This is a genomic window from Haloferula sp. A504 (assembly GCF_044385805.1).
Classification (GTDB): Bacteria; Verrucomicrobiota; Verrucomicrobiia; order Verrucomicrobiales; family Akkermansiaceae; genus Haloferula.
This window is the reverse complement of the sequence record NZ_JBISBU010000006.1, coordinates 20,218-46,443: the sequence shown is the minus strand read 5'-3', so window position 1 is coordinate 46,443 and position 26,226 is coordinate 20,218. Positions and strand designations below refer to the sequence as shown.

Below are 26,226 nucleotides of genomic sequence, written 5' to 3'. Positions count from 1 at the left end.
GGCGGACGAATCGAAATCCCCGGTTCACCGCACCGGCAGCTTCGTGTCGATGCGGTCGGGTCACCTCCCCTGCCCTTAGGCTCAGCGGTAGTCTTCCGGCTTGCGGCCCTTGATGAACTTGTTGAAGCCGAAGTTGGTCGGCTTGAACTCGTCGACCGGATCGGCGTTGAGTTCCTCGGGCACCTCGAGTCCGGTCGCCCAGTAGGCGGAGTTCACGACGAAACGCCGCAGCCCCGGGGCCGTGAAATCCGTGGCCGCTCCCATGGTCGAGCAGATGATCTTCTGTTGGTTGCCGTTCACGTCGAGCTCGCGGACCCAGGCCACCGGCATCATCGGGTCGTTCTTCTCGCCTTCCACCGGCGGATCATCCGGCGACATGCCGGTGAGCACCTGGCCATGGATCAAGGTCTTGGCGTCCTCCGGGTAGTTCTTGATGCCATACACGTCGCTGTCACCCCACACATCCTCGACACCGCGGACGAGCGGATGACCGGCATTGGCCTCGTCGATGATCCCGCGCGTGCTTTCCTTGCCGTGGTGGCCGTGGTGGTTGATCCATGTTTCCCCGAGCACCTGCCGGCCAAATCCCCCCGGCCATTCCTTCGAGTTGAAGGACCACTTGGCATACGGGCTTTCCTCGTCGCGCGAGTAGCGGAAGGCATGAGTGCTGGTGCGCAGCCCGAGCAAGGGCTTGCCGGCCTCGACGTAGTCGACGAGGTGCTTCATGTCCCCATCCGGAAGCTCGCGGAAACGCAGCGCCAGGATCACGAAGTCGGCGGAGTCGATGGCCTCCATGCCCGGGATGTTGGTCTGCTCGTTCGGGTCGATCTCGCCGGTTTCCTTGTTGATCGCAAAAAGCACCGAGCATTTGAAGCCGTGGCGCTCGGCCAGCAGCTTGCCCAGCATCGGCAGCGCCTCCTCCGAGCGGTATTCCTCGTCGCCACTGACGAGGACGACGTGCTTGCCCTTGCCGGGACCGTCGCCTCCCTCGAAGACAAGAGGCGCCGCGGCAAGCGGCAGCGAGAGGGCGAGAGCGGTGGTGATGGATCGGATGTTCATGACTGCTGCCGCTACGTAAGGCGATGTCCGGTCTTTTCGCCACAGGAATCGACCTGACAGACGCTGTGGATGGTGACAGCTTCCCGCGAACATGGCCCACCCGCTCCGCATCAGCCTGCTCACGCTTTTCACCCTCGCCGCCCATCTGGTGGCCGAGGTGCCGAAGGCCCTGCCCGTCGATCCGTCGGACATCACGCCCGATTCCGGCATCAAGCCGGTGGAGCCCGTCCAACAGGCTCCGGAGTCGAAGCCACTGCCTGCCGGGGAGGTCAAGCTGCCCGAGCCCGAGAACAATCCACGCTCCGACACCCCGGACATCGACCACCTTCCCACCGGCGAGGATGCGGTGCGGCTGCAGATCTTCCTCGACCAGCAACTCTTCGGCCCCGGCGTGATCGACGGCAAGCCCGGCCGCTTCACGGTGCTGGCCGTCAATGCCTGGAACGAGGCCAACGGCCACCCGCAGAACGACCTGACCGCCGCCCTGGCCGCCGCGCGCAAGGCCGTGCCCAGCCCCTTCGCCACCGCGATCGTCCCCGAGGTCGCGACCCAGTGGGTGAACACCAAACTCCCCTACAAGCGTTCGCAGCAGGCCGGCGCCAAGCGCATGAGCTACCGCAGCTACGGCGAGTTCATGTCGGAGCGCTACCACACCGATGTCGAGTTCCTGGTCGAAATCAACGGCTCGTCGACGGTCTACGGACTCGCCCCCCGCAAGGCCCTGATCGTTCCCAACGTGAAGCCGTTCCAGGTCGAGAACCTCACCGGGGCCCGCTACGAAACCGAACCGCTGCTCGCCAACCGGCACGTGGTGGTCGACACCAAGGTCAACCAGGCACGCATCTACGAAAACACCCCGACCGCCCTGGTCGTCGGGGACGATCCCGACGGGCCGGTCCAGGTCCGCGCCAACCGCTCGCTGATCGCCGCCTTCCCGATCACGCCCGGTCAGGAACGCTTCATCAAGTACGGCCTGTGGGAGATGCGCAATGCGGTCCAACTCCCGGTCTGGCGCTACGATCAGTCGCTGCTCGACGGCAAGGGCCGCAGCAAGAACGCCATCAACATCCCGCCCGGACCGAACAGTCCGGTCGGCGTGATCTGGATGGGCCTCAGCGTTTCCGGCATCGGCATCCACGGGACATCCAGCCCGCAAACGATCGGTCGCTCGCGCAGCGCCGGCTGCATCCGGATGGCGAACTGGGACGCCATGCGCATGCCAGATCTCGTCCGGCCGGGCGCTTCGGTGGAAATTCGATGAACTCCACCCCGTAGTCCTCCCCTCCGTGGCCCCGTCGAAGAAGTTCACCGTCCGCCTGGCGCTCTACACGATCGTCACGCTCTACCTCGGGGCGGACATGTTCCTGTTCAATGGGCCGGTCCACCGCCACTTCCAGGCGGCCCGGCCGGACAGCGAGTCGGCCTTCGAATACGCCCGCTCGAAAGGCATGGTCGCCCGGGTCGGCGGCACGCCCATCTATCTCTCGCAGGTCGAGCGCGCGACCCGCGAGCGACTCTGGCTGCGCGGACGCGACATCGACGAACTCACCCCCGAGCAGCGCCGCACCGAACGACTCGCGGCACTCAACGACCTCATCGACCACGAACTGCTGCGGGTGAAGGTGAATGCCAACACGGACTCGCTGCCGGTCTCCGAAGAGGAGATCGACGACGCCATCAAGCGCCTCGCGTCGCGTTTCGCCAATCGCGAGGAGATGAAGAACGAACTCGCCGCCGAGGGCATCGACAGTGAGAAGGAGCTCCGCTACCGCTTGGCCGCGCGGCTGCAGCAGACGAAATACGTCGAAAGCCAGATCGCCGACGAGATCCGGGTCACCGACGAGGAGGCCCGGCAGTGGTTCGAGAAGCACCGCGACCGCTTCGACCTGCCGCTCCGCGTCCGGGCCCGGCACGTCTTCCTCGCCACCCTGGACCGCGACTCCGAGGAAGCGAAGGCGACTCTGGAAAAGGCCCTGACGGAGCTGAAAGCCGGAACGAAGGACTTCGCGACCCTCGCCGCCGAGCTGAGCGACGACCTCAAGACCAAGCACTCGGGCGGCGACCTCGGCTGGATGACCGAAGGCCGCTTGCCCGCCGACTTCGGTCACGCCGCCTTTGAAATGAAACCGCAGCGGCCGACCCTGATCCGCACCAAGATCGGCTGGCACATCGTGGAAGTCACCGACCGCCGCGCCGCCGAAACCCGCTCCTTTGAAGACGCCCGCGGGGAAGTCGTCGCCGCGCTGGAAAGCGCCCGGCGCATCGAGATGGTGCCGCGCCTGCGGGAAGCCCTGCGCAACGACCCCGATGCCGTCACGGTGCACGTCCTTACCGACATGATCTCCAGCGAATGATCCGCCTCGCCGGCATCGTCCTTCTCCTCCTCGTGGCGGGCTGCCGCGAGAAGCAGGCTCCGCGCGCCGTGGCCGTCCGCGAGGATGGGGTGCTGGAGCTCTCGCTGTGCAGCTTCAACATCCGCTACGAGAACGACAGCGACCGCGGCTGGCGGGCCTGGCCCAACCGCATCGACCGGGTCGTGCGCACCATCCGCCGGCTCGACCCCGACGTGCTGGGCGTCCAGGAAGCGCTGCACGGTCAGGCCGCCGACCTGCGCGCCTCGCTCCCCGACTACGATTTCGCCGGCATCGGACGCGACGACGGTGAGCGCGCCGGCGAGTATGCCGCCATCCTCTACAAGACCGATCGCTTCGAGGCCGACCGCGCCGAACAAGGAACCTTCTGGCTGTCGGACTTACCCGAGAAGCCCGGCTCGAAGACCTGGGGCAACTCGGTTGTCCGCTGCACCACCTGGATGCGCCTCATCGACCGCCCCACCGGCCGCGGCTTCTACATCTACAATACCCACTTCGACCACCGCCACCAGGCCTCCCGGGTCAGGTCGGCGGGGCTGATCGTCGAGCGGATCGCGAATCGAGCCCACCCCGGCGAGCCCGTCGTGCTGCTCGGCGACTTCAATGCGGTCGAGAGCAACCCGGCGGTCCGGCAGTTCACCTCCGCGGGCCTCACCGACCCCTACCACTCCCTCCACCGCCACGAGGAGAACCGCCGCACGCTCCACTTCTGGTCCGGCGACGCCGGCGGCGCGCTCAAGGTCGATCACATCCTCGTCTCGAAAGGGGCCGTCTTCGAAGCCGCCGGCATCGACCGGGCACCCAGCCGCAAGCTCCAGCCCTCCGATCACTTCCCCGTGTGGGCCAAGGTCCGCTGGCCGGAATCAGATCAGGACCAGGATGGATAAGATGGATTGGAACTTGGCCCTTGGAACTTCGGAGCCGTAGGCTGCGCCATGCTCGCCGATCTCGGCTGGAACGACGACCTCGCCCGCGCCTTCGAAGCGCTGGCGAAGCAAGGCTACGTCCCCGCCCGGCTGAACCGCGAGACGACGATCAACTACGGCGCGTTCATCGTCGATGAGGACGGTGAAATCACCGACATCGACGTCGTGCTGTCCGGCAAGGTCTGGCACGACGCCGAAACCGATGCCGAGCTCCCGGCCGTCGGCGACTGGGCGGCGGTCGAGCTCGGCGGCGAGAACGAGGACCACGTCATCCGCGCCCGCCTGCCCCGCCGTTCCTGCTTCTCACGCAAGCTGCCGGGCAAGAGCGTCGAGGAGCAGGTGATCGGCGCCAACGTCGACGTCGTCGCGGTCGTCACCGATCCCGGCGCCGACCACAACCCGCGCCGCATGGAGCGCTACTTCGCGCTCATCGGCCGCAGCGGAGCCCGGCCGGTGGTGCTGATCAACAAGGCCGACGCCTTCCCGCCCGGCCACTGCGAGGATGCCTGCGCCGAGATCCAAGCCCTTAATCCGGAAGCCGAGGTCCACCTCGTCAGCGCGCTGGAAGGCAGCGGACTCGGGATCCTCAAGCGGCACCTGACCCGTGGAAATACGATGTGCATCGTAGGTTCCAGCGGTGTCGGCAAGTCGACCCTGGTCAACCAGCTCATGGGCGAGGAATGGCAGTGGACCAGCGAGGTCAACCAGGTCACCGGCAAGGGCCGCCACACCACCACCGCCCGCGAACTCGTGCTGCTGCCCGCCGGCGGCATGCTCATCGACAATCCGGGCATGCGCGAGATCCAGATGTGGACCGACGAGCGGACGCTGCGGGAGAACTTCGCCGACCTCGAGCGGATCGCCTCGCGGTGCCAGTTCCACGACTGCAAGCACGGCACCGACAAGGGCTGCGCGATCCGCGCCGCGGTCGAGGACGGCGAGCTTGAAATCGAGCGCCTTGAGAGCTTCCTCCGCCTCGACGACGAGATCGAGCAACTCCGCCGCCGCGCCAAGAAGCGCCAGATCAACATCGAGCGCCGCGCCAAGCGGGCCCACCGCATCAAGGCCCGCAACCTCCAGGACCGCATCGACCACGAGCGCGAGCAACGCGGCGAGTGGCGGTAACGTGGCGCAAATTCTCCACGACAAGGGCGGAAAGTTCACTATGCTTCCGGCATGCTTCGACTTGTCCCACTTCTCGCCCTCGCCCTCTCCGCCTGTGCCCCGGCCACCAATGCCCCGCAGAAAGTGAAGGTGGCCGAAGCGGCCACCCTGATCGCCGAAGAGAAGGTCCAGCTTCTCGACGTGCGCACCGAGGAAGAATGGAACGAAGGCCGCATCGAGGGGGCCACCCGGATCGAGATCGGCAGCAAGGACTTCGCCAAAACCGTCAAGGAGAGCTTCGACGAATCGAAGCCCCTGCTGGTCTACTGCCGCAGCGGCAGGCGCAGCGAGCGGGCGACCCGCCAGCTCCGGGACGCGGGATTTCCGGTCCTCTACGACCTCAAGGGCGGCATCCGCTCCTGGACCAACGACGGCCAAAAGGTGGTCAAATAAACACCGCTTTCCCGTCTTCGATCTTGATCGCTTAAGCTTTCCAAAGTATCTCGGGGGCCGCCCATGCCTCCCTCGAGGAAAAGCATCCGACTCGGCTCGAAGACCGGCGGCAACCGCCGCCGGGAAAAGGCGTCGTTCACGGAATCCCTGCGGCTCGCCCAGGCCCGGGCCCGGGTGCGGGCCAACCGTCCCGCCAACCGCCGCGGCCGCAAGTGGGTGCGGGCCGCGATCGCCGAGACCTATCCGGTCGACGACTCGCCGCACCTGCTGCTGCGGATGTTCCGGTGGATGCTCGGGCTCGCCCTCGCGCCGCTGGCGGTGGTGACGAGTTGGACCTTCTTCAACCTCTTTTCCAGCGCCGCCCTCGACCACTTGTTCTGGACCTCCGCGCCCTTCTGGTACTTCGCCACGGGAGCGGTGTTGATGATTGCGTGGTTCGCCACCGGCCTGCTGTGGGACTTGTTCCTGTATCTCTACGTCCTCGGCCACGAACTCACCCACATCCTCTTCATCCGGCTCTTCCGCGGCACGGTCGCCGAGTGGGGGGTGAGTGTGGACGGCGGCTACGTGACCACCGACAAGACCAACATCCTGATCGCCCTCGCGCCCTACTTCGTGCCGCTGTGGGCCGCGCTCACGGTGGGGATCTACGCCTGCGTCGGGGTCTTCGTCGACCTGTCCCCGGCCGGCCTCAAGTCGCTCTACGCGCTGCTCGGTTTCTTCTGGGCCTTCCACCTGCTGTGGACGCTGTGGATGATTCCCCGCGACCAGCCCGACCTGCGCGAGAACGGCACCTTCCTGTCGCTGGTCATCATCTACCTCGCCAACCTCCTGATCCTCGTCACCCTCACCTGCCTTGCCTCACCGGACATGAGCTTCCGGGGATTCGGCGTCGAATGGATCCACAATGCCCGGGCCGGGTTCGATGCCGCCCAGGCGCTGGCGGTGCGGTTCCTGCGCTAAGGCAATTTTCGGAGGCTCCTGCGATAAGTGACATAGTTGTTCGTGGAAATGACGACACCGACGAAGTCCTGCGGTGCTCCGCACTTCACACATCGGCAGGCTCCCGGCCGGACGGGCTCAAGACAGCAGAGGCACAAATCAGCTCCTTCGAGGATCTCCTGTGGAGCTTCCCCGCTCATCCCTTGCCGTCGATCTCCTTGAGCTGCCCGTGCAGCCACGGACCGGTTGCTGTTTCCGATCCGTCCTTGAAGCGGATCCGGTAGGGCTTTCCGGAAAACGATGACTTGGTGGCGAGTCCGTCGATGAAATCCTCGGCCGTCTTCACCCGGTCGCCGGCACGGTCGAGCTTCTTCCGCAGGTGGTCGGCGGCTTCGTCCGCGTCGTGGGCCTTGCCGTTGCGGATGAACTTGGCGCCCTCCAGCGACTCGATGCTCCCCAGCAGCGAATCGATCCGGGCCTGCTCCTTCGCATCACGGGCAAGCAGGGGCAGGGCAGCACACAGGAAGAGCAGGAAACATCGGCGAACCATGTCGGCATCCTAGCCCGGAGGCCGCCCCGATCACAAGGACTCCCGATGGAATCGAATCGCCAGATCCGCCCCCTTGGGCCCAGCATGCGGCGGACCATGAGCAAGAAGGACCAAACGCACCGCCTCGACCACAAGCCATTCCTCGCCAATCCCGGCGGGAAGTTCCGCCTCACCGACCACGACCCACGCTATTCGGCGGGACTCAAGAGCAAGAAGGAGGGGAAGAAGGCGCTCGCTGACGACATCGATGCCCTCTCGGACGCCCAGCGGCGGCTGTGGGCGGATGGACGCCACTCGGTCCTGATCATCCTTCAGGCGATGGATGCGGCCGGCAAGGATGGCACGATCCGCCATGTGATGTCCGGCGTGAATCCGCAAGGGGTGGCGGTCCACGGCTTCAAGGCGCCGAACGAGGAAGAGCGGCAACACCATTTCCTGTGGCGGCCGACCCGCTTCCTGCCGCGCAAGGGAAGCATCGCCATCTTCAACCGCTCCTACTACGAGGAAACCCTGGTCGTGCGGGTCCACCCGGAGTTCCTCGAAAAGCAGTTCCTCTCCGCGCGGCGGCGGCAGCTGCCACTACCCGAGTTGTGGCGCGAGCGCTACGAGGATATCAACGCCTACGAGAAGGCTCTCGTTCACAACGACACCCTGGTGCTCAAGTTCTTCCTCAACGTCTCGAAGGACGAGCAGCGCGAACGCTTCCTGGACCGCTTGAACGAACCCGACAAGCACTGGAAGTTCAGTGCCGCCGACCTGAGCGAGCGCGGGTACTGGGACGACTACCAGCAGGCTTACCAGGACATGATCGCCGCCACCTCGACCGAGCACGCCCCGTGGTACGTGATCCCGGCCGACCGCAAGTGGTTCGCCCGCGCTGCGGTGGCCGACATCATCGCCGAGCGCATCAGTCGCCTCGACCTGCGGACGCCGGAAGTCAGCGAAGAGGACCGGAAACAGCTCGCACAGGCCCGCGAGGTCCTGCTGAACGAGAAGTAGCCCCCGCTCAACGGGCCGCAGTCTGCGGGTCCGCGCCCTCCGCCGAGGGCTTGTACGGGTTCACGGTGATCGGGCCCTGGCGCATCGTCGCGATGACGACCACACGGCTTTCCTCAAGCTGCTTGCGCAGCCCCTCGGGCAACTCGGCCCGGCCGGCGGCCTGGTCGAAGCTGACCTCGATGGTCTGGATCCAGCCACGATTGACGGCGAAGAACTCGTTCCACGGCACCAGTCGGGCACCGGGCTGGAAGCCGGTCCGGCACCGCAGGTTGGCAGGCACGGCCAGCACCGCCCCCTTGGGCACGAGCGTGGCGATGCCGTTGAAGGACAGCACCTCCGACGAAGCCATCAGGTCCTCCGGCCGGGCGGCCTCGGTGGGATCGTCGGCCTCGACGACCTTGAGGTTCTTCATCGGATCCTGCTGCTCGCTCATGCGGAGCTTCAGGCCGAGCTGGTCCTGCGAGGCGATGTCGCGCATTTCTCCGGCAAGTGCCGGAAGCGCCAACAAGGTGATCAGAGTGAGTGTTTTCATCGGATGGGGGAGGTTGGAGATCAGGAGCCTTCGGAGGTGGAGATCATCGAGTTCACCTCGAGGGTGCGGTCGACCTCGAAGGTGACGTAGGCGAGCCGTTCGGTGCCGAAGACGCTCTCGGTGACGACCTCAACGGTCCACTGGCCGTCTTCCGTGATGAAGCTGCCGTAGTTGTCGGACGTCCAGACACGGTCCTCGGGGGTGGCCTGGTCGATCTGGAGCTGGGCCGCGGCGATCCGGTCGCCCTCCGTGCCGAGCGCCGGCGCTCCCTTGTAGATCTGGGTGTAGGTGTAGGACTTCGGATAAAGGTCGTTCACGGTGACCGTGAGCGTCGGAAGATGCACGCGCACGACCTCTCCCGGCGTGACGCCCGAAATCGCGGCGCTCGGGACCGGCCAGATCTGAACGTAGCGCGATACCAATTGCTGGTCGATGGAGCCGTCGTCGTTGCGGGTGAAGACCGAAAACCGCTCCTCGCCGCGGACGGCCCGACGATCGGCCCCGGGAATGGACGTGACCGGGTATGACAGGGTGGTCGTGCCGTTCTGATCGAGGACCGCCTGCGAGTGCAGAATGGCCTGGCTGCGGTCGATGCCCGACCCGTCGGTGTTCCCGTAGGACTGGACGTGGCGGAGCAGGCGCACCGACTTCGACGCCGCCGGATCCTGGGGGCCGCTGAGCAGACCCTGGACATCGATGTCGACGTGGAAGGGCCGATCCGCGCGGGTGCGGGGAATCGGACCGCTGTAGGGGTCCTCGGTGCGGATGGTCATCGTCGCCACCGGGGCGTAGGCGCTGACGTAGGCCACATCGAGGAGATAGCTCGTTGCTTCGGCACCTGTCTTGACCGTCCACAGTTCGTAGCGCGAACCGGCGAGGTCGACGGGTACCATGGACATCCGCTCCCCGTCGCTCTCGACATTCACATCCCAGTGGATGGGAGGCGAGGTTTCGAGAAGCGTCTGCCGGATGAAGTTCGTGTAGCCCTCGGACTGGCCCGAGGCTGACGGGCCGGCCATCAGGATGGCGATCAGGATGCTGGATGACGATTTCATGGCAAGTGACGGGGTGCGGATGTTGCTGGGGGGCTCAGATCGATTCAGATCGGTTCAAAGGTGATGAGCAGCACCATGTCCTGAAGGTCGTAGCCGAGGTTGTTCCGCTGCTTCTGGGTGTGGGTGAGTTCCATCATCACGATGCAGTCCATCGGGCCGATGCGGACGTTTCCACCAGCGTCGAGGTAGGGCTTGATGAAATCCTCGAGGGTCGGGGCCGACTCGATCGAGTAGGTCGTGGGCACCTCGTCGCCATTGGTCAGCACGTTGACGTTGGTCGTGCCATCGTTGGAGTGGTAGAATTCGCTCCACTTGTTATTCCACCAGAAGCGTCCGCCGAAGCGCAGCGACGCACCGGGGTTGACGATGCCGGAGTGAACCACGCGGTCCTGGCGGACGTCCCAGTTGTCACCGGCAAAGAGCCGGTCCCAGCCGCCGTTGTTGAGGCTGAACCAGGATTCGGTGTAAACGAAGTTGATGCGCGATCCGCTGCCGGAGGTCACACCGGCACCGAGCACCCGGATCTCCATGCGGAGCTTTTCCCGGGGAATGATCACGCCGGGAGGATCGATATCGACGTAATCCTTGATGACGGCGGGGTGGTTGATCTTCCACTTGAGGGTGGGAAGCGTGCCGGCCTTGACCACGCCAGGGGTGGCGGTGATCCATCCGGTGGGGGTTCCTTGGTTGCTGCCGGTCGCCGGAGAAGCGAGGGCAATGAGGCCGGCAATCAGCGTCGAGAAGACGCGGACCGGCAGGGGGGTGCCAGTTTTCATGTTGGGGGGTGGGGGTTGGGGGAACTGCCTCAGCGGGGACTGGAGCAGGTGTCTGGTGGGTGCCGGACGAGGATCATCATGCCACGAAGTCGAACTATTTGAAGAACCAAACATTAACGTAATCGCGTAGGACAGCGGGTCGCCATCGTTGAAGTTGCGTTGCATCCGATGAACTCCTGGCTTTCCCCGGCCGACCGGGACGCTTGAATGGGTCCCATGTCCCGCCGCTTGCTTCCCACGCTTCTGATCGCATTCCTCGGCATCGCCTCCTCCCTTCGAGCGGCTGCCGACACCCCTCCCAACATCGTCATCCTCTTCGCCGACGACATGGGTTACGGCGATCCCTCGTGCTACGGCCATCCGCTGATCCGCACGCCCCACCTCGACCGCCTCGCGGACGAGGGGCTCCGGCTCACCTCGTTTCTCACCGGCTGCTGGTGCGTGCCCTCCCGCACTCAGCTCATCACGGGCCGCTACATGCCGCGGGTGAAGTTCAACGGCGGCACCGGCTCGGACGGAAAGGGCGGGCTTCCCGACACCGAGAAGACGCTCGCCGAGGCGCTCAAGGAAGCGGGCTACGCCACCCACATGGTCGGCAAGTGGCATCTGGGGTACAAGCAGAAGAAGTTCCTGCCCACCCATCAGGGCTTCGAGACCTGGTTCGGACTCCCCTATTCCAACGACTACATCAAGCCCTGGGTCCGGACCGACGAACCGCTCGGGCTCTACCGTGGCGACGAGATGGTCGAGCATCCCTTCGACCAGGATCCCCTGACCACCCGCTACACCGAGGAGGCGGTGAAGCGGATCGAGGAATCGAACGGTCCATTCCTCCTCTACCTCGCCTACGCGATGCCCCACCTGCCGCTGCACGTTTCGGATGAAAGGCGCGGGAAGTCGAAGGCCGGACTCTACGGCGACGTGATCGAGGAGGTCGACTGGTCGGTCGGCGAGGTGCTCGCGGCGCTTGAAAAGAAGGGCGTGGCCGACAACACACTCGTCTTCTTCGCCTCGGACAACGGCCCGTGGGTCGAGATGCCGCCCCGCATGCAGCAGGCGGGCAACGAACTCTGGCACGCCGGCTCGACCGGTCCGCTGCGCGGCTCGAAAGGGCAGACCTACGAGGGCGGACCCCGCGTGCCCGCCATCGTCCGCTGGCCGGGAAAGATCCAGCCCGGCAGGACATCGGGTGAGCTCGTCGGGATGCCCGACATCTACCGCACCCTCGTCGAACTCGGCGGCGGCACCCTGCCCGATCACCCGGTGGACGGGCACGACCTCGCCCCCTTCCTCCGTGGCGAGAGCGAGGCCTCGCCGCGCGAGGCTTACTATTATTTTCGCAGTGGACTGGAGGCCGTGCGGGTCGGCCGCTGGAAACTCCGCACCACGACCGGCAAGCCGGAGCTCTTCGACATGGTCACCGATCCCTACGAGCGCGTGAACCGCGCCGGAGAAATGCCGGACAAGGTCGCGGAACTGCGCAAGCGGATGGATGCGATGGCTGAAGAGGTCGGTGGCAAGGTGGCAGGAGGTTGACGGAATGTGGCGGCGGATGAAATCCGCCGCCACATCTTGCTACCACGCCTTCCCGCCCTGCCCGTCGTAGGGCAGCCAGAGCAGGGCGACCTCGTCGACCTCGACGTTGGTCCGCGTCGGCTTGAGCGTCTCGGTTTTGAGCTCGAGCGACTGCGGATCGAACTGCTCGCCAAGCTCGGCGATGTCGGCCTCCAGCTCCTCCTTCAATTCGAGGATGTCCTGCTCCACCGCCTCGACCTTCTTCTCCGCCGCCGCGACGTCGCGATGCTGTTGGAACGCTCTTGAGGAACGGCTCACCGCCGTCGTCGCACTGCGGCGGCGACCACCGAGGATCCCGCCGAGCAGGCTGCCGAGCACGCTCATGCCCGCATCGATCTTGGCGGCATTGGCCTGGCCCTTCTCCCGCTCCAGCGTGCGCTCGGCGGTGTCCTTGCGGCTCTCGAGGGTCTTGAGTTTCGACTCGACCTTGTCGCGCAGCTTTTCGACCGCCTCGTCGCGCATCTCCCGCGCCGCCTGGGAAAGACGCGCGCGGAAATCCGCCTCGGATTCACCGATCGCGGCGAAGGCCTTGAGCGCCGGGCACTCGAAGATCTCGGCGCGCTCGTTGTGGTAAAGCCAGTCGGAGAAGTCCTTCTCCACCTGCTTGTAATTGTCCGCGTTCATGGCGAAGCCCGGCAGCTCGGCAAAGCCCGCGCCCGCCGCCGGCTGGTCGCTGAAGCTTCCCGGCTTCACCCCCGCGTCCGTTTCCCAGTCGATGCCGTCGGCGCTCATCGGGTTCACCTTCACCACCTCCCGCACGCCCTCGATATCCGCCTTCGACAGGGCGAAGCGGACGGTTCCGGCCCGCAGCAGGTGCGGGCGGTACTCCACGCCATCCGCCGACCCGGCCACCGGCATGAAGCGTTCGACCACCCCGGGGCCGACCACCGGACGCTCTCCCTTCGGCGCCGCCGACGCGGAGGGCATGGCCATCGGATTGGCCGGGGCAGCCGCCTCGGCATTCTTTTCATCTTCGACGAAGCCCGCACGTTTCGGATCCATCAACTTCTTGATGCTGGTGCGGGTCAGCGGGCCGGCGAGATAGCTCATCACCCACCGCACGTGGAACAGCACCGGCGCATCCTCGTGGACGTTGTTGAGCAGGAAGACCCGGCTGCCGAGGCCGGAGAGGAGGGTTTCCATCTCGCGCCGGTCGAACTTCGAATCCTGCGAGGCCGCAGCCCCCTCGAGACCGTCGAGCACGCGCAGCTTGTCACGCTCGGTCTGCAGCCGCCCGAGGAACCACGAACCGATGTTCGACAGCGCCTTGTAGTCGAGGTCGACCGGGTTCTGCGTCGCAAACAGGCAGCCGAGACCGAAGGCCCGCGCCTGCTTGAGCATCGTCATCATCGGCTTCTTGCTCGGCGGGTTCGCCGTCGGCGGCAGGTAGCCGTAAATCTCGTCCATGTAGAGCAGCGCCCGCAGCGAGGTGGTGCCGTTCTGGGCGCGCATCCAGCCGAGCATCTGGTTGAGCAGCAGGCTGACGAAGAACATCCGCTCGCTGTCCGAAAGGTGGGCGATGGAGAAGATCGAGACCCGCGGCTTGCCCTCCGGTGTGTGGAGCATCTTCGCGATGTCCAGCGGCGGCCCCTCGAGCCAGGTGGCGAAGCCGGGCGAGGCGAGCAGGTTGTTGAAGCGCAGCGCCAGTTCCTGCCGGTCCTTCGACGAAAGAAAGGACTCGAGATCGATCACCCCGACCTTGTCGAAGGGCGGCTGCTGCACGTGGCGGATCAGGCTTTCCAGCGAGAGGTCGCGGCCGCCGCGCCACTCGTGGGCGAAGACGTTGGCCAGCAGGATCGCCTCGGGCGACTGGATCGGATCGGCATCGACGCCGACCAGCGAAAGCAGCGAGGAAACGGTCGACTCGATCCGCTCGCCCAGCAGTTCGCCGTCGTCGATGACCTCGAAGGGCGGTGCCTCGAGCGAGGAAAGGATCGAGACCGGAATGCCCGCATTCGAGCCGGGCGTGAAGATGTTGACGTCGATCCGCTCCTTGAATGTCGAGATCCGCTCGGGCGCCTGCCCCCAATCGGCGAGGCCGTTCTTCCACATCGCCGCGGTCTTCTCGGCGTAGGCGTCGGGGGTGACGCCCTTCTTGGAGGCGTCGTCCTCATTGATCCAGGGCCGGAAGTCCGAGGGGGCCAGATTCGGAAAGGCCAGCATCAGGTTCGCGATGTCGCCCTTCGGGTCGATCACGATCGCCGGCACGTGGTCCATCGCCGCCTCTTCGAGGAGCGCCATGCAGAGGCCGGTCTTGCCCGAGCCGGTCATCCCGAGCACCACGCCGTGCGTCACGAGGTCCTTGGAGTCATAGAGCAGGGGTTCACCATTCGCCTCGCCGGCTGCCGCATCGTATCCGCGACCGAGATAAAAGCTGCCAAGCGACTCGTACGTCTCCGGGGAAATCATGGGCGGATGCTGGGCGGTTCGGCGCGGAGCCGGAAGCAGAAAGGAGTGGCGCTTTGCACCTGTCCTCCGAAGCCTTGGCGAAGGGGGAAGCGCCATGCCGGGGCCGGGCGGCTTTCAGCCGCGGGACGGGGCTGGCGGGATCGAGGTGGCTGGGGGTAAACCGGAGGCGCTTTTGCGGGAGCCTCGTGACACCCTCGCCGTAGGCGTTAGAAGCATGATGAGCCAGCCTACCTCTCCATGCGATCAGGAGATCGCCGCGCCCCGTCATGGCGCTTGGAAAGCGCCACTCCCTACCCCTCTTCCACCACAATCTCGATCTCCCGGGTTTCCCCACTGCGCGGATCGGTCGCCCTCAGGACGTGCCGTCCGCTCTTGAGCAGGACCGCCGGCTCGGGGTCACCGTCCCTCAGCTCGAGCGTCTCACACGACCACTCGACCAGACCCGGAAGGTTGGTTGCCAGATGCAACCGCCCGCCGTTCGGCAGCTCGGGGTCGAGCACGTAGACCGCCCCCGGACGAGGTGCCAGAATGCGCAGCGGCGACTCCACCGGAAGCTCCGGCCGCGGCGCGAACTCATCCCGGCGGCGGTTGAAATCCGACTCCAGCCACTCGGCATACGAGGAATCGAGGTAGAGCCGACCCGCGCCGTCGTAGTCGGCCGCGGCGGCAGGCTCGGGCTCGGCCCCCTGAGGCACCCACTCGAGCACCGAGTGCTTCGCCCCGGGGCCGACCGCCTTGCCGCTCCGCGGGTCGATCCGCACCTCGACCAGCTCCGCCGGGCGGTCCGGCCATTCCGGCTCCCGGGCTTCATGCAGTGCCCGCATCGTCCGCTGAAACACCGGTCCCGCGCCGGCCACTCCGGACAATCCCTTGAGCGGCGTGTTGTCAAAATTCCCCGCCCACACGCCGACCGTGAACCTCGCGGTGAAGCCGAGGCACCAGTTGTCGCGGAAGTCCGACGAGGTGCCGGTCTTCGCCGCGCAGGGAAACGGCAGCTCCATCGGCCCGCCGCGACCGAAGGCCGGCGCCCGGGCCGTGGGATCGGCGAGAATGTCGGCGACCAGCCAGGCTTCGGTTTCCCCGAACACCCTCTCCCATTCGACCTCCCGGTCCGGGTCCAGAACGACCGACGCATGGCTCCCGCCCCGGGCCAGGGTCGCGTAGGCATTGGTCAGGTCGATCAAGCGCACCGGAGCGCCCCCGATGGTCAGGCCCAGCCCGGCATCGGCCTCCGGCGCGATGGCAACGCCGAGCTTCGCCAACAGGCGGGACAGCGGCGGCGAACCGCCCAGCCGGTTCAGCTCCCGCATCGCCGGAACATTCAGCGAGCACGCCAGGGCATGACGGATCGTGACCGGGCCCTGGAAGCTCCGGTCGAAGTTCTCCGGAGCGTCGAGGCCCTGGCGGGTGCGGAAACGCGTCGGAATGTCCGCGATGATCGACCCGGGGTGGCGTCCGTTCTGGAACGACATCAGATACGTGAAGGGCTTGAGCGCGGATCCCGGCGAGCGCGGTGCGAGGGCACCATTGATGCGGCCGCCCCGGGGATCGTTCCAATCGCCCGAGGACACGAGTGCGAGGATTCCGCCGCTCGGGTTGTCGATCACCACCACCGCGATGTGCCGCAGGTTCGAATCGCGCAGCGGTTCGAGTTCCTCCGCCACGATCGTCTCGATCCCACGCTGCAGATTGGCGTCGAGCGTCGTGCGGACATTTCCCCCGACCATCTCGGGAAGCCACGGCGCCACCGGCTCCTCGGCAAGCGGGCGCAGCCGCAACGGCTCGCTTCTGGCCGCTGAAATACGGCTTTCATCGTACTTTCCGCCCGCCGCCAGCCGGTCGAGCACCACCTCGCGCCGCCGCAGCGCGCGGTCCGGGTGTTCGAGCGGATTCAGCCGCGACGGTGCCTGCGGCAGGCCCGCCAGAAGCGCGCACTCGCCGAGCGACAGCTGCGCGACGGGCTTCTGGAAGTAGAAACGTGCCGCCTCCACCGGCCCGAGCCGCAGCCGGCCGTAATCGAGCCGGTTGAGGTAGGATTCGAGGATCCGGTCCTTCTCCAGGCTCATCTCCAGCCGGCGGGCGACCAGCGCCTCGTGGATCTTGGTGCGGATCGTCCGCGGCTGCGGTGGCGAGGAGAGCTTCACCAGCTGCTGGGTGATCGTCGACGCGCCCGACACCGCCTCACCCCGGCGCAGCCAGTCGCGGCCGGCCCGGGCCGTCGCCAGCAGGTCGATCCCGCCATGATCGAAGAAGCGCTTGTCCTCCGCCGCGATCGTGCAGTCGATCAACTCGACCGGGATCGATTCGAGATCCACCGGCGAGCTCCGGGTGAAGTCCGGCAGCGTGAGGTGATGCAGGGCTTCGCCATGGCGATCCAGCAGCACCGGCGAGGCGTCCACCCCGCCGAGGCCCTCGGGAAGATCCACCAGCCACGGCACCCCGAACCACCCCACCACCCCGGCCAGCAGCAGGCCGATCGGGATGGCGTATCGTTTTCGGATCTTCGGCACGGGCATCAAGCTTCGTCAAAGAGAGCGCCGACGGAACCCGAAAGTCTTCAATTGGAACCTCGTTCGCCTCCTTTTCCCCACGCCCAACAACCGCCATCCACGGCACCCCTGGCGCCAATCTTGACGTCGCCACCATTGCGTGACAGATTTCTGTCATGCAGACCACTTTACGGATAGACGATGAGGTTTATCGGAGAGCCAAGACCAAGGCGAGCGAACTCGGACTCAGCCTGACACGTTTCTTTGAAGAAGCGGTCGAGGAGCGGCTTGGACGGCTGGAAGAGCCGCCCGCCCGCCGGATCGAGCTGCCGACCTTCGGCTCGGGCCCACCGATGTCCGCCGCAGAATTGCGCAAACGCATCGAGAAAGCCGAACTCGAAGAGGACCTCAAGCAGCTCGATGGCGATGGATCTTCCGGACAATAACATTCTGATCAACGCCTTCAGGAGCGACAGCCCCCACCACCATGAGGCGAAGGATTGGCTGGAAGATTCCCTCAATCGCGGGCTGCCGCTTCGTCTTTTCCCCACCGTCGAGGCCGGATTTCTGAGGGTGGTGACCCATCCCGGGATCTTCCCGGTTCCCGCCACCATCGAAGATGCCCGGTCTTTCCTGCAGGTCGTGGCTTCCTCACCGGGGGTGGAGACGGCCTCCTGGACTTCCGCCGCCCGAGAACGATGGGTTGACCTTTGTTCCCATCTGAAGCTCCGTGGAAATGACTGCAACGATGCGATGCTCGCCGCCCTCGCCATCGAACGCGGCCTGAGGCTCGTCACCTTCGACAAAGGATTTCGGCGTTTTCCCGACCTCCGGCTCCTGGTGCTGGGGGAGTGACCGACCTCATGTGCCTCAGGCACCCTCGAAATCCTCCAGGACGACAACTTTGTTCTTCCGGCCCTTCAGGCCGAACCCCGTCGTCCCCCACCAATGAACAGGACCTTGTTTCAGGACATGAGCAGCTGAGGCAGGATGACTCCCACAAGCGTCGCTCCCGCCGTCATCCAGCCGAGGACTCCCAAGCGTACAATCCCGATCCCGAACTCATCCCGGTTCTTGGGTGCTTCCGCAAAGAACAGAAGGAACAGGGGAGTGGCAATCAGGACGAATCCGACCAAGTTCCCCAAAAAACCCCATTCATCATGCTGGCCGAAGGTCCCAAGCAAGACGCCGCCGAGGGTTTGCACCCCGGCGGCGAGTAGAAGCCAGCGCTTCGTCGTGCGAAACATCACTCCACCTCGAACTTCCGACTCGCGGACAGGGCCAGCTGGTCGGGGTCGTACATCGCCTCGACCTTGGCGGGCGGGGCGTAGGCGCTGCCTTCCAGGGTCACGCGGGCGAGGTAGCTCAGGGTGTGCGTGCCGCGGCCGTAGGGGCGGTCCATGAAGAACATCACCCGGTCGGCCCGGATCTCGTTGTGCGAGACCGTCCACGAGCGCTCGCTCGTCGCGCCGGCATTCATGTTGGCGGCCTGCGACTCGAAGGTGTTGTTCACCGCCTCGAAGATGCCCGGCAGGCGGTCCTCGACGACCATGTAGCGGGCATCGTCCGTCGGCAGCGTGACGCGCAGCTCGACCCGGATGAGGTCGCCGACCTTCGGCACGTCGAGCGGCTCATCGGTGCCGTCCGCCTTCACGCGGCGGTAGAAACGGGTGACCTCCAGGCCGTTGGCCGACACCGGTTGCAGCGGCGTGATCCTGGGCTTCGAGGAAAGCGTCACACGCACGAAGGCCGGACCATCCGAAGTCACGGCGGCCTTGAGTCCCGGGTGCAGCGGAAGCCGTCGCGAGACCACCGGGCTCTCGGTCCCGACCGTGAACACCTCCGGATCGCCGCCGGTGTCGAGCACCAGCTCGGACGGTTCCCATTTCTCGCCGCCGGCGTAGGCCGCGAGGGCCAGCACCGACCAGGCATTCATCCAGGTCGTGTTCCAGTGACCATACGGATTGCGGTCGCGGAGCATCTTTTCGAGCGCCGCCAGGGCTTCGGGCGAATCGCGGTCCACCGCCGACCACGCCATCAGCTTCATGGCATCGTCCGGCTGCCAGCGCATCCACCATCCGCTCATTTCACGCGCCTCGGAGGCACTCGCCAGCAGCTCCCGCGCGATGCCCTCGCGACCTGCCGTCACCTCCGCCATGGCGAGGAAACAACGGGCCCGTGAGGAAAGGTCGGGCATCCGCTTTCGAAGCAGATCGGCATAAGCTTCCTGCGGCTTGCCGGCCATCGCCAGCACCCAAAGGTCGCGCGCGGAAATCTCGAGATCGTAGGGCTTGGTGTCCTTGTCGATCGAGCGCAGCTGGCGCGCGAGATAATCGGCCAGGCGGTCGACGGCCCCCGGGGGCACCGGCGATTGCTTCGAGGCCATGATCAGACCCAGGCCGGCATAGCTGCTCGACCAGCGGCTCGACTCGGTGGCACTCGTCCAGTAGCCGAAGCCGCCGTCGGAATTTTGCATCGAAAGCAGGCGGTTGACGCCCTTGGAAATCACCGACCGCACCTCGTCCGGCGTGTGCTTCGCCAACTCGGGCGACGCGGCCCGCAGGCGCTCGACCGCGAGCCAGGGAATCAGCGACGAGGTCGTCTGCTCGACGCAGCCGTACGGGTAGCGCAGTAGATAATCGATCGCCCCGCCGGCCTCGAGCAGCAGCGAGCGGGAAAGCTCCAGCTCCAGGTGGCCCCGCCCGTCGAGCAGCGCCGGGTCAAGATCCTCGAGCAGATCGAGCGCAGAGGCTCCGCCCTCGAGGCGCACCAGGCGCGTCTGGCGCAGCAGCGGCATCGGAAACTCGACCTGGAAGATCGACTCGACCGCGTCGGCGTGGCGCCGGAGTTCCGCCGGGTTCGGCGCGCGCCCGCCGAGTTTCACCGGCTCGGCCCGCCAGTTCATCACGGCTTCGCCGGTGTTCCGGAAGTCGACATCGAAGCTGACCGTCGCGGCCTTGCCGGCGGCGAGGGTGATCGTGGTGCTTTCCTCCACCCCCTCGGCAAGAGCCACGACCGGATCCGACGCCGGTGGGTTCGGCACGAGCGTGATCTTCCACTCGCCGTCGAGGTCGGAGGCGTTGCGAATCGTCGCCCGCATCGCCAGCTGGTCGCCTTCGTTGGCGAAACGCGGCTCCTGCGGTTCGAGCATGAGCGGCTTGTTGACCAGGAAGGCGTCCTCGGCATGGCCGAATCGCGCGGCATTCTGGTGCGCCACCGCGATCAGGCGGTAGCGCGTGAGCGTGTCCGGCAGGTCCGCCTCGATGCGGAAGCGCCCCTCGGCGTCCGCCACCACCGTCGGCATCCAGAACGCGCAGGGATTGAAGTCGCGCCGGGGAGCATCAAGTCCTTCTCCCGCGCCGAAGCCGTCGCCGCCGCCGATGAAGAGGCCCTTGTTGTAAAAGCTCTGCTCGTCCGGCGACTCCGGCACGAAGTTGCCGAGCGAAGTCCCGCACTCGACCCGCAGCAGTCTCGGATTGTAGAAGAACGACATCGGATCCGGTGTCTCGTAACCGGCCACCGCCAGCGTGCCTTCATCCTCGGCATAGACCGTGATCTCGGCACCGGCGGCCGGGCGACCATCGGCATCGAGCACGCGGCCTTCGATCACCGCGTCCGAGCCGGGCATGAGCGAGACCAGCTCACCCTCGACCGGGTCGGCGGAATACTCGCCATCGACCTTGGTGATGTCGACCTGCAGGCGGTCGCGGACGTTCTCGACCATCAATTCGCAGTAGCCGAGCCGCAGTTGGGGCTCCTTGAACTTGCGGGCGCTTGCGTCGGACCCCTTGATCACCAGCACCGAGACAAAGCAGTTCGGCGCGTCCTCGTCGGTCACCGGGATCTCGACCACGGGATTCGTCGGATCGAGCGGGATCGTGAAGGACCGGCTCACCTTCTCGCGCTCGACGGTGACCAGCGCGGTGCCCTCGATCGGGGAAAGCACCAGCACCCGTGCGGTGTCGCCCGGGCGATAGAGCTTCTTCTCGGCGACCAGCTTGATTCGCATGCCGTCCTCATAGGCCCATGGATACTCGTCGGTGCCGTAAACGTGGATGGTGACGGCCGTCGCGAAATCGTTGCCGGCGGCATCGGAACCCCGCAGCTCGAGCGTGTGGCGTCCCGGCTTCTCCGGAGCGAAGACGTATTTCGAGTCGTCCCCGCCGACCTTCAACCGGGCGGAGGAAAGTTCCTCGTCGCGCTTCTCGTTCCGGACCGCCCCCCCTTCCGGCGTGCGCAGGCGGACCTGTTCGTTGACCTCGCGCGAAAGCGTGGCCTCGACTTCCAGCTCCCCTTCAAACGGGGCGCCTTTCGTGTCGACCGCGACCAGGTCGAGCGGGAGTTCGTCGCCGACCCGGACCAAGCGGTCGATCCGCCGCACGCCGACATAGACCGAGGCCGGATGCACCATTGCCGAACTCGTCTTGCTCAGCGTCTGACGGTTCGAGTCGGTCACCTCGGTCTGGATCATCACATCCCGCAGCGTCGGAAACTCGGCTTCAGACACCTTGGCCGTCACCGTTGCCCGGCCGTCCTCGTCGAGCTTGAGCTCGGTCGTCTCGGTGTCGCTGCGCGGGTTGCCGTTGTCATCATCCCAGCGATAGCCGAAGTAGTGATACCAGTAGCCGAAATCCGGACGGCGGTGGTCGCCGAACAGGTGATCGCGGAAGCGGTCGGGGTAGTAGTTCCGGTCCGAGACCCGCGACCAGACGTGGACCTCGGCCCCGTCGAGCGGCTGGCCACTGTAGTTCCCGGCTTCGAGCTGCAGCTCGACCTCGGAGGCTCCCGGCGCGGGCTCGGCAATCTCGTGGGTGATCTCGAAGGCATTCCGGCGGAACTCCTCGACCCGGAGCGTCATGGTCGCGCGGCTGCCTTCCATCGCATGCGTGCGCTCGACCCAGTTCTCAAGTTCGGCCGCCGCGTCGTGCTCGTCCTGCCAGGTGACCATGACCCGGTGGAAGCCGGTCGTCTCTTCCGGCAGCCGGAACGATTGGTCGAAGGACCCGGCCGCGGACACCTCGAGGTCCTCGGACAGGATCTCGACACCGGTCGGATTGGTCACCGTGAACTTCACCTTCGACGGCGCGTCCAGCTCGATGGCGTTGCCGTCTTGCCGGCGGACCAGACCCTTCACGTGCACTTCCTCCCCCGGACGATAGAGCGAGCGATCGGAAAAGAGCATCACCCGCCGCTGCTCCAGTGGCGACTCCTGCCACGAGTAACGCACCGGGAAACGCCACAGGCCGACCGTGGGCATCGCGTCATCGTAGGGAGTGGTGAACTGGTCCGCGCCGAGGCTCGCACGCAGGTGGCGCATCTTCGAGTCGCGCGGCAGCGTCGCCATGCCGTCGGCACCGGTCTTGAAGCGGCCGAGAACTTCGGCATCCTCGCCGAAAAGGTCCACCTTCACTCCCTCCACCGGTTCGCCGGTGCGGCACGAGAAGACAAGGGCCTTCACCTCGTCGCCGCTGATCTTCCAGGCCATCCCCAGATCGGTGAGCTGCACCAGTGACTGCACGACCTTCCGCCGCTCCGGCCGGGCGCCGCTTTTCGGCTCGCCGACGATCTCGATGAAGAACGCGGCGGGATCGGCGGAGGCATCCTCGCGCGGCTCCTCGGGCGCCCTCCCGATCGAGTAGGGCTGCGGGTCGTCCGCCAGCACCTTGTCCCAGTCCAGATAGAGCGGCCGGGAGGTGTCGATCGGGTTGTCCAGCTCGACCTCGAAGTCGGCCACCGTGGTGCCGACCATCATCTCATACGGCATCAGACGCTGCGGGCTGAGTCCCTGGCCGTGGGGGCCGCGACCGGTGTAGTAGCGGTATCCCTGGCGCGCCCGGACGAGCTGGCTGCCATGCAGTTTCTTGATGCGGATCTTCAACGAATCGAGGTTCACCGTGGAAATCCGGTAGTAGCGCGAACCGTGCGCCAACTGGCTTTCATCCTCGCTGGCCACTCCGAGGCCCGGCTCGAGGTGCTCGAACTTCACCTTGCCCATCCAGCGCTGGCCGAGCACGAGCCCGTCGTAGGAGGAAATGCCGCCCTCGACGAAGATCGTCCAGTGGTCGTGCGCCGAAAAGTCGCCGTCGATGCGCAGCTTGTCCCCTTCCACCGACATCGTCATCTCCGGCACCTCCGGTTCGACCTTCACCAGATCCGCGGAAAATTCCTTCGGCAGGCTGCGGGAGAAATCGACCACGATCCGGCGCGGCTCGTCCGCCACCGTCCTGGCATAGGCGTGCTGGAGCTTGAAGGGATCGACGTCGCCGATCCGGCGCCTGGATTCATTCACGGCCGGATGGCCTCCCACCGGCAACCCCGCCCGCGAGACCAGATACCACTCGTCGCCGACCGGCAGCGGCGAGGCCGGCTCGACGATCAGGCCGTTCGATGGCTTGAAGCCGGCGGCGAGTCCGGGTTCGAAGGGCTGACCCGAAAGCGCCGCCTCGAAGCTCTGGAGGAAGGTCGGTCGGATGTAACCGGGCTGCTTCAGCTCCGCAAAATCCGGCCGCCGGACCTTCGCCGCGACCCGCTGGCCTTTCTTGTCGGTGTAGTGGAAGAAGGGCGCCGTTTCCTCGGGATCGACCTCGCCGTTGAAGGTCAGATAGTAGGCGGCGGTCCGCGCCGACCAACCCGTGGTGTAGCGTCCCAGCAGCGTCGCGTAGTCGATGCCCGGCTTGGGCGTTGACGCCGTTCCGAGCCGGCCTGCGGGGACCGGCTTGCCGTCGAGATACACGTGCTCGCCGATCAGCGTGAAGGTGTATTCCGTGCCGAGTTGCGGCGCCTCGGCCGGCTGGAACTCGAGGACGTTCGCTTCCTTCCACACCGTCTTCCCGGCCCAGGCCGGTTCGATCTGCAGCCAGGGAGTGGCCGCCACCTTGCCGATCCGGTCGGCCGGGCAGGCTTCGTGATCGAGCACGATTTCAATGTCGGTCCCGGGAACGATCGTCGGTCCGGAAACGTGAAGCCGCGGAGCGGCGGCGAGGGGCGCGATCAAGACCGCGAGGAACAAGGCGAGGAATTTCATGATGATGAGTGGCTACCTATCTAAACAAATGCGTCGCCCGTGTGAAGATGTGTCGAAATTTATTTGAACCGCCCGCCGGAAGTCCCCGGGCCAACCGGATATCCGGCGCTCCGGAAACTGCCGCTTTCCTGAACCGCACGCCGAACGGCCCGCTGCGCCCCACGAATGCCGTTGATCCCCGGCGGGCTTTCCGCTCCCCTAGGTCCATGGATGCCGACGCCATTGCCCGCTCCGCTGCCAACGAGGCGCAGCCGCCCACCGGCCTGACCCTGACCGAACGCACCCTGTGGCTCGCCAAGGCCGGCCGCTGGACCGAGGCGCACGATCTTTGCCAGGACCTGCCCAACCCCGATGGAGCCTGGATCCACGCCTGGCTCCACCGCGAAGAGGGCGACTACGGCAACGCCTGCTACTGGTATGCCCAGGCCGGCAAGCCGGCGACACCCCGCGGCGAGTCCCTCGAACAGGAGTGGCTCGACATCGCCCGCGCACTGGTTTCCTGAGATGAAAACCCTCCTTGCCTGCCTGCTCCTCGCCGTCCCCGCGCTGGCGGGGAAACCCAACGTGGTGCTCATCGGCATCGACGACCTGAACGACTGGATCGGCTGCCTCGACACCCACCCCCAGGTCCGGACGCCCCACATCGACCGCCTCGCCGCCAGCGGCACGCTCTTCACCAACGCCCACTGCCAGGCCCCGGTCTGCAATCCCTCGCGGACCTCGATGGTCACCGGCCTGCGCCCGACCACCACCGGGGTCTACGGCCTCGCCCCGTGGTTCCGCTCGGTCCCGGAACTGCGGCAGCTGGTGTCGATGCCCCAGGCATTCCACGGGGCCGGCTACCACACCGCGCTGGTCGGCAAGATCTACCACACCTTCCCGCCGAAGAAGGACCGCGCCGCCGAGTTCGACGAATACGGGCCACCCTGCAACTTCGGCCCGCTGCCGAAGAAAAAACTCGTCGAGGGCATCTCCGAGCACCGTCTGGTCGACTGGGGCGTGTATCCCGAAAAGGACGAGCAGCAGAACGATTGGGAGATCGCCAGCTGGGCCGTCGACTTCCTCGGGCGCGACCACGAGAAGCCCTTCTTCCTCGGGGTCGGCTTCGGCCGGCCGCACGTGCCGTGCTTCGCCTCGCAGGAGTGGTTCGACCTCTATCCGGATGAGACCCTCAAGATGCCACCGCTGCTCGACGGCGACCGCGACGACGTCCCGGAGTTCGCCTGGTACCTGAACTGGCGGCTGCCCGAGCCGCGGCTGAAGCTGCTCCGCGACCAGGGCGAGTGGCGCAACCTCGTCCGCTCCTACCTCGCCTCGGTCTCCTTCGCCGACTCGCAGGTCGGCCGGGTACTCGACGCCCTTCACGAATCATCCGCCGCCGACAACACCCTCGTCGTGCTTTTCTCCGACCACGGCTGGCATCTCGGCGAAAAGGACATCAGCGGCAAGAACACCCTCTGGGAACGCTCGACCCGGGTGCCGCTGATCTTCTCGGGCAAGGGAATCGACGCCCGCCAGCGCAGCCGCCAACCCGCCGAACTGCTCGACATCTACCCGACGCTGGTCGACCTCGCCGGACTCGACCCGGTCGAGGGGCTCGAGGGCCTGTCACTCCGTCCGCAGTTGGAAAACCCCGACACGCCCCGGCGTCCGGCCATCACCACCCACAACCCCGGCAACCATTCGGTCTGCGACGAGCGCTGGCGCTACATCCGCTACGGCGACGGCTCGGAGGAGCTCTACGACCGCGAAAACGACCCCAACGAATGGCACAACCTTGCCGGCAAGGCGGAGCACGCGGACGTCATCAAGCGGCTCGCCGGGCATCTTCCCGACAAGGAAGCGAAGCACGTCCCCGGCTCCGGAGGCCGCACGTTGGAGAAGCGAGGTGACCGCTGGTTCTGGGAGAACAAGCCGATCGACTCGCTGGAGAAAAGCCCGTGACCGGGGCCGGACGGCCC

21 protein-coding genes are annotated in these 26,226 nt (G+C 66.1%); 12 read left to right on the top strand and 9 right to left on the bottom strand.

Features of this window, described 5'->3' with window-relative positions; all coding sequences use genetic code 11:
• Positions 1 to 81: 81 nt before the first annotated feature.
• On the bottom strand, positions 82 to 1,059 hold the full coding sequence (locus tag ACG2LG_RS04735; RefSeq protein ID WP_396256795.1) for a hypothetical protein: 978 nt from the start codon (positions 1,057 to 1,059) through the stop codon (positions 82 to 84).
• Positions 1,060 to 1,150: 91 nt separating this feature from the next.
• Here ACG2LG_RS04735 and ACG2LG_RS04730 point away from each other — a divergent pair, with 91 nt between their 5' ends.
• From ACG2LG_RS04730 to ACG2LG_RS04705, 6 genes are all read left to right on the top strand, one after another.
• A complete protein-coding gene (locus tag ACG2LG_RS04730) occupies positions 1,151 to 2,320 on the top strand; it encodes a L,D-transpeptidase (RefSeq protein ID WP_396256793.1) in 1,170 nt (389 codons plus the stop codon).
• 25 nt (positions 2,321 to 2,345) lie between these two features.
• Entirely contained in the window at positions 2,346 to 3,413 is a 1,068-nt protein-coding gene (locus tag ACG2LG_RS04725; RefSeq protein WP_396256791.1) for a peptidylprolyl isomerase, read from the top strand.
• Positions 3,410 to 4,318: an endonuclease/exonuclease/phosphatase family protein gene (locus ACG2LG_RS04720; protein ID WP_396256789.1), complete on the top strand. Its 909-nt coding sequence runs from the start codon at positions 3,410 to 3,412 to the stop codon at positions 4,316 to 4,318. Before ACG2LG_RS04725 ends, ACG2LG_RS04720 begins: the two co-directional genes overlap by 4 nt.
• A 48-nt stretch (positions 4,319 to 4,366) precedes the next feature.
• Entirely contained in the window at positions 4,367 to 5,482 is a 1,116-nt protein-coding gene (gene rsgA, locus ACG2LG_RS04715) for a ribosome small subunit-dependent GTPase A (RefSeq protein WP_396256787.1), read from the top strand.
• Positions 5,483 to 5,533: 51 nt separating this feature from the next.
• The gene (locus ACG2LG_RS04710; RefSeq protein WP_396256785.1) at positions 5,534 to 5,914 is read left to right on the top strand and encodes a rhodanese-like domain-containing protein; all 381 of its coding nucleotides are present in this window, start codon (positions 5,534 to 5,536) and stop codon (positions 5,912 to 5,914) included.
• Between the two features lie 63 nt (positions 5,915 to 5,977).
• Positions 5,978 to 6,877, top strand: a complete 900-nt coding sequence (locus ACG2LG_RS04705) for a hypothetical protein (RefSeq protein WP_396256783.1) — start codon at positions 5,978 to 5,980, stop codon at positions 6,875 to 6,877.
• A gap of 175 nt (positions 6,878 to 7,052) precedes the next feature.
• On the opposite strand, the gene ACG2LG_RS04700 is transcribed toward ACG2LG_RS04705, so the two are convergent.
• Complete coding sequence (locus ACG2LG_RS04700) at positions 7,053 to 7,406, bottom strand: DUF5329 family protein (RefSeq protein ID WP_396256782.1); 354 nt, start codon at positions 7,404 to 7,406, stop codon at positions 7,053 to 7,055.
• A gap of 96 nt (positions 7,407 to 7,502) precedes the next feature.
• On the opposite strand from ACG2LG_RS04700, the gene ACG2LG_RS04695 reads away from it, so the two are divergent.
• Positions 7,503 to 8,405 carry a polyphosphate kinase 2 family protein gene (locus tag ACG2LG_RS04695; protein WP_396256780.1) on the top strand — a complete coding sequence of 301 codons (903 nt, stop codon included), beginning with the start codon at positions 7,503 to 7,505 and terminating at the stop codon, positions 8,403 to 8,405.
• A 7-nt stretch (positions 8,406 to 8,412) separates the two neighbouring features.
• On the opposite strand, the gene ACG2LG_RS04690 is transcribed toward ACG2LG_RS04695, so the two are convergent.
• Genes ACG2LG_RS04690 through ACG2LG_RS04680 form a run of 3 tightly spaced genes read right to left on the bottom strand, consistent with a single transcriptional unit; the run spans position 8,413 to position 10,768 of the window.
• Positions 8,413 to 8,937 (bottom strand): hypothetical protein, encoded by a 525-nt coding sequence (locus tag ACG2LG_RS04690; RefSeq protein ID WP_396256779.1) that lies wholly within the window; start codon positions 8,935 to 8,937, stop codon positions 8,413 to 8,415.
• Between the two features lie 20 nt (positions 8,938 to 8,957).
• Positions 8,958 to 9,992 (bottom strand): hypothetical protein, encoded by a 1,035-nt coding sequence (locus tag ACG2LG_RS04685; protein ID WP_396256777.1) that lies wholly within the window; start codon positions 9,990 to 9,992, stop codon positions 8,958 to 8,960.
• Positions 9,993 to 10,036: 44 nt separating this feature from the next.
• Positions 10,037 to 10,768 carry a hypothetical protein gene (locus ACG2LG_RS04680; RefSeq protein WP_396256775.1) on the bottom strand — a complete coding sequence of 244 codons (732 nt, stop codon included), beginning with the start codon at positions 10,766 to 10,768 and terminating at the stop codon, positions 10,037 to 10,039.
• A 216-nt stretch (positions 10,769 to 10,984) separates the two neighbouring features.
• On the opposite strand from ACG2LG_RS04680, the gene ACG2LG_RS04675 reads away from it, so the two are divergent.
• Complete coding sequence (locus ACG2LG_RS04675; RefSeq protein WP_396256773.1) at positions 10,985 to 12,304, top strand: sulfatase; 1,320 nt, start codon at positions 10,985 to 10,987, stop codon at positions 12,302 to 12,304.
• A 39-nt stretch (positions 12,305 to 12,343) separates the two neighbouring features.
• Here the strand turns inward: ACG2LG_RS04675 and ACG2LG_RS04670 are convergent, their stop codons facing one another.
• Both ACG2LG_RS04670 and ACG2LG_RS04665 read right to left on the bottom strand, forming a co-directional pair.
• Positions 12,344 to 14,752 carry a helicase HerA domain-containing protein gene (locus tag ACG2LG_RS04670; protein ID WP_396256772.1) on the bottom strand — a complete coding sequence of 803 codons (2,409 nt, stop codon included), beginning with the start codon at positions 14,750 to 14,752 and terminating at the stop codon, positions 12,344 to 12,346.
• Between the two features lie 290 nt (positions 14,753 to 15,042).
• Positions 15,043 to 17,262 carry a transglycosylase domain-containing protein gene (locus ACG2LG_RS04665; RefSeq protein ID WP_396256770.1) on the bottom strand — a complete coding sequence of 740 codons (2,220 nt, stop codon included), beginning with the start codon at positions 17,260 to 17,262 and terminating at the stop codon, positions 15,043 to 15,045.
• A 155-nt stretch (positions 17,263 to 17,417) separates the two neighbouring features.
• On the opposite strand from ACG2LG_RS04665, the gene ACG2LG_RS04660 reads away from it, so the two are divergent.
• Positions 17,418 to 17,687, top strand: a complete 270-nt coding sequence (locus ACG2LG_RS04660; RefSeq protein ID WP_396256768.1) for a hypothetical protein — start codon at positions 17,418 to 17,420, stop codon at positions 17,685 to 17,687.
• Entirely contained in the window at positions 17,662 to 18,096 is a 435-nt protein-coding gene (locus tag ACG2LG_RS04655) for a TA system VapC family ribonuclease toxin (RefSeq protein ID WP_396256766.1), read from the top strand. The genes ACG2LG_RS04660 and ACG2LG_RS04655 overlap by 26 nt, the downstream gene beginning before the upstream one ends.
• Before the next feature lie 110 nt (positions 18,097 to 18,206).
• On the opposite strand, the gene ACG2LG_RS04650 is transcribed toward ACG2LG_RS04655, so the two are convergent.
• Both ACG2LG_RS04650 and ACG2LG_RS04645 read right to left on the bottom strand, forming a co-directional pair.
• The gene (locus ACG2LG_RS04650; protein WP_396256764.1) at positions 18,207 to 18,488 is read right to left on the bottom strand and encodes a hypothetical protein; all 282 of its coding nucleotides are present in this window, start codon (positions 18,486 to 18,488) and stop codon (positions 18,207 to 18,209) included.
• Positions 18,488 to 24,265: an alpha-2-macroglobulin family protein gene (locus tag ACG2LG_RS04645; protein ID WP_396256762.1), complete on the bottom strand. Its 5,778-nt coding sequence runs from the start codon at positions 24,263 to 24,265 to the stop codon at positions 18,488 to 18,490. Before ACG2LG_RS04645 ends, ACG2LG_RS04650 begins: the two co-directional genes overlap by 1 nt.
• Before the next feature lie 206 nt (positions 24,266 to 24,471).
• Here ACG2LG_RS04645 and ACG2LG_RS04640 point away from each other — a divergent pair, with 206 nt between their 5' ends.
• Together ACG2LG_RS04640 and ACG2LG_RS04635 are read left to right on the top strand one after the other, a co-directional pair.
• The gene (locus ACG2LG_RS04640) at positions 24,472 to 24,768 is read left to right on the top strand and encodes a hypothetical protein (protein WP_396256760.1); all 297 of its coding nucleotides are present in this window, start codon (positions 24,472 to 24,474) and stop codon (positions 24,766 to 24,768) included.
• 1 nt (position 24,769) lies between these two features.
• Positions 24,770 to 26,209: a sulfatase gene (locus ACG2LG_RS04635; protein ID WP_396256758.1), complete on the top strand. Its 1,440-nt coding sequence runs from the start codon at positions 24,770 to 24,772 to the stop codon at positions 26,207 to 26,209.
• Positions 26,210 to 26,226 lie beyond the last annotated feature (17 nt).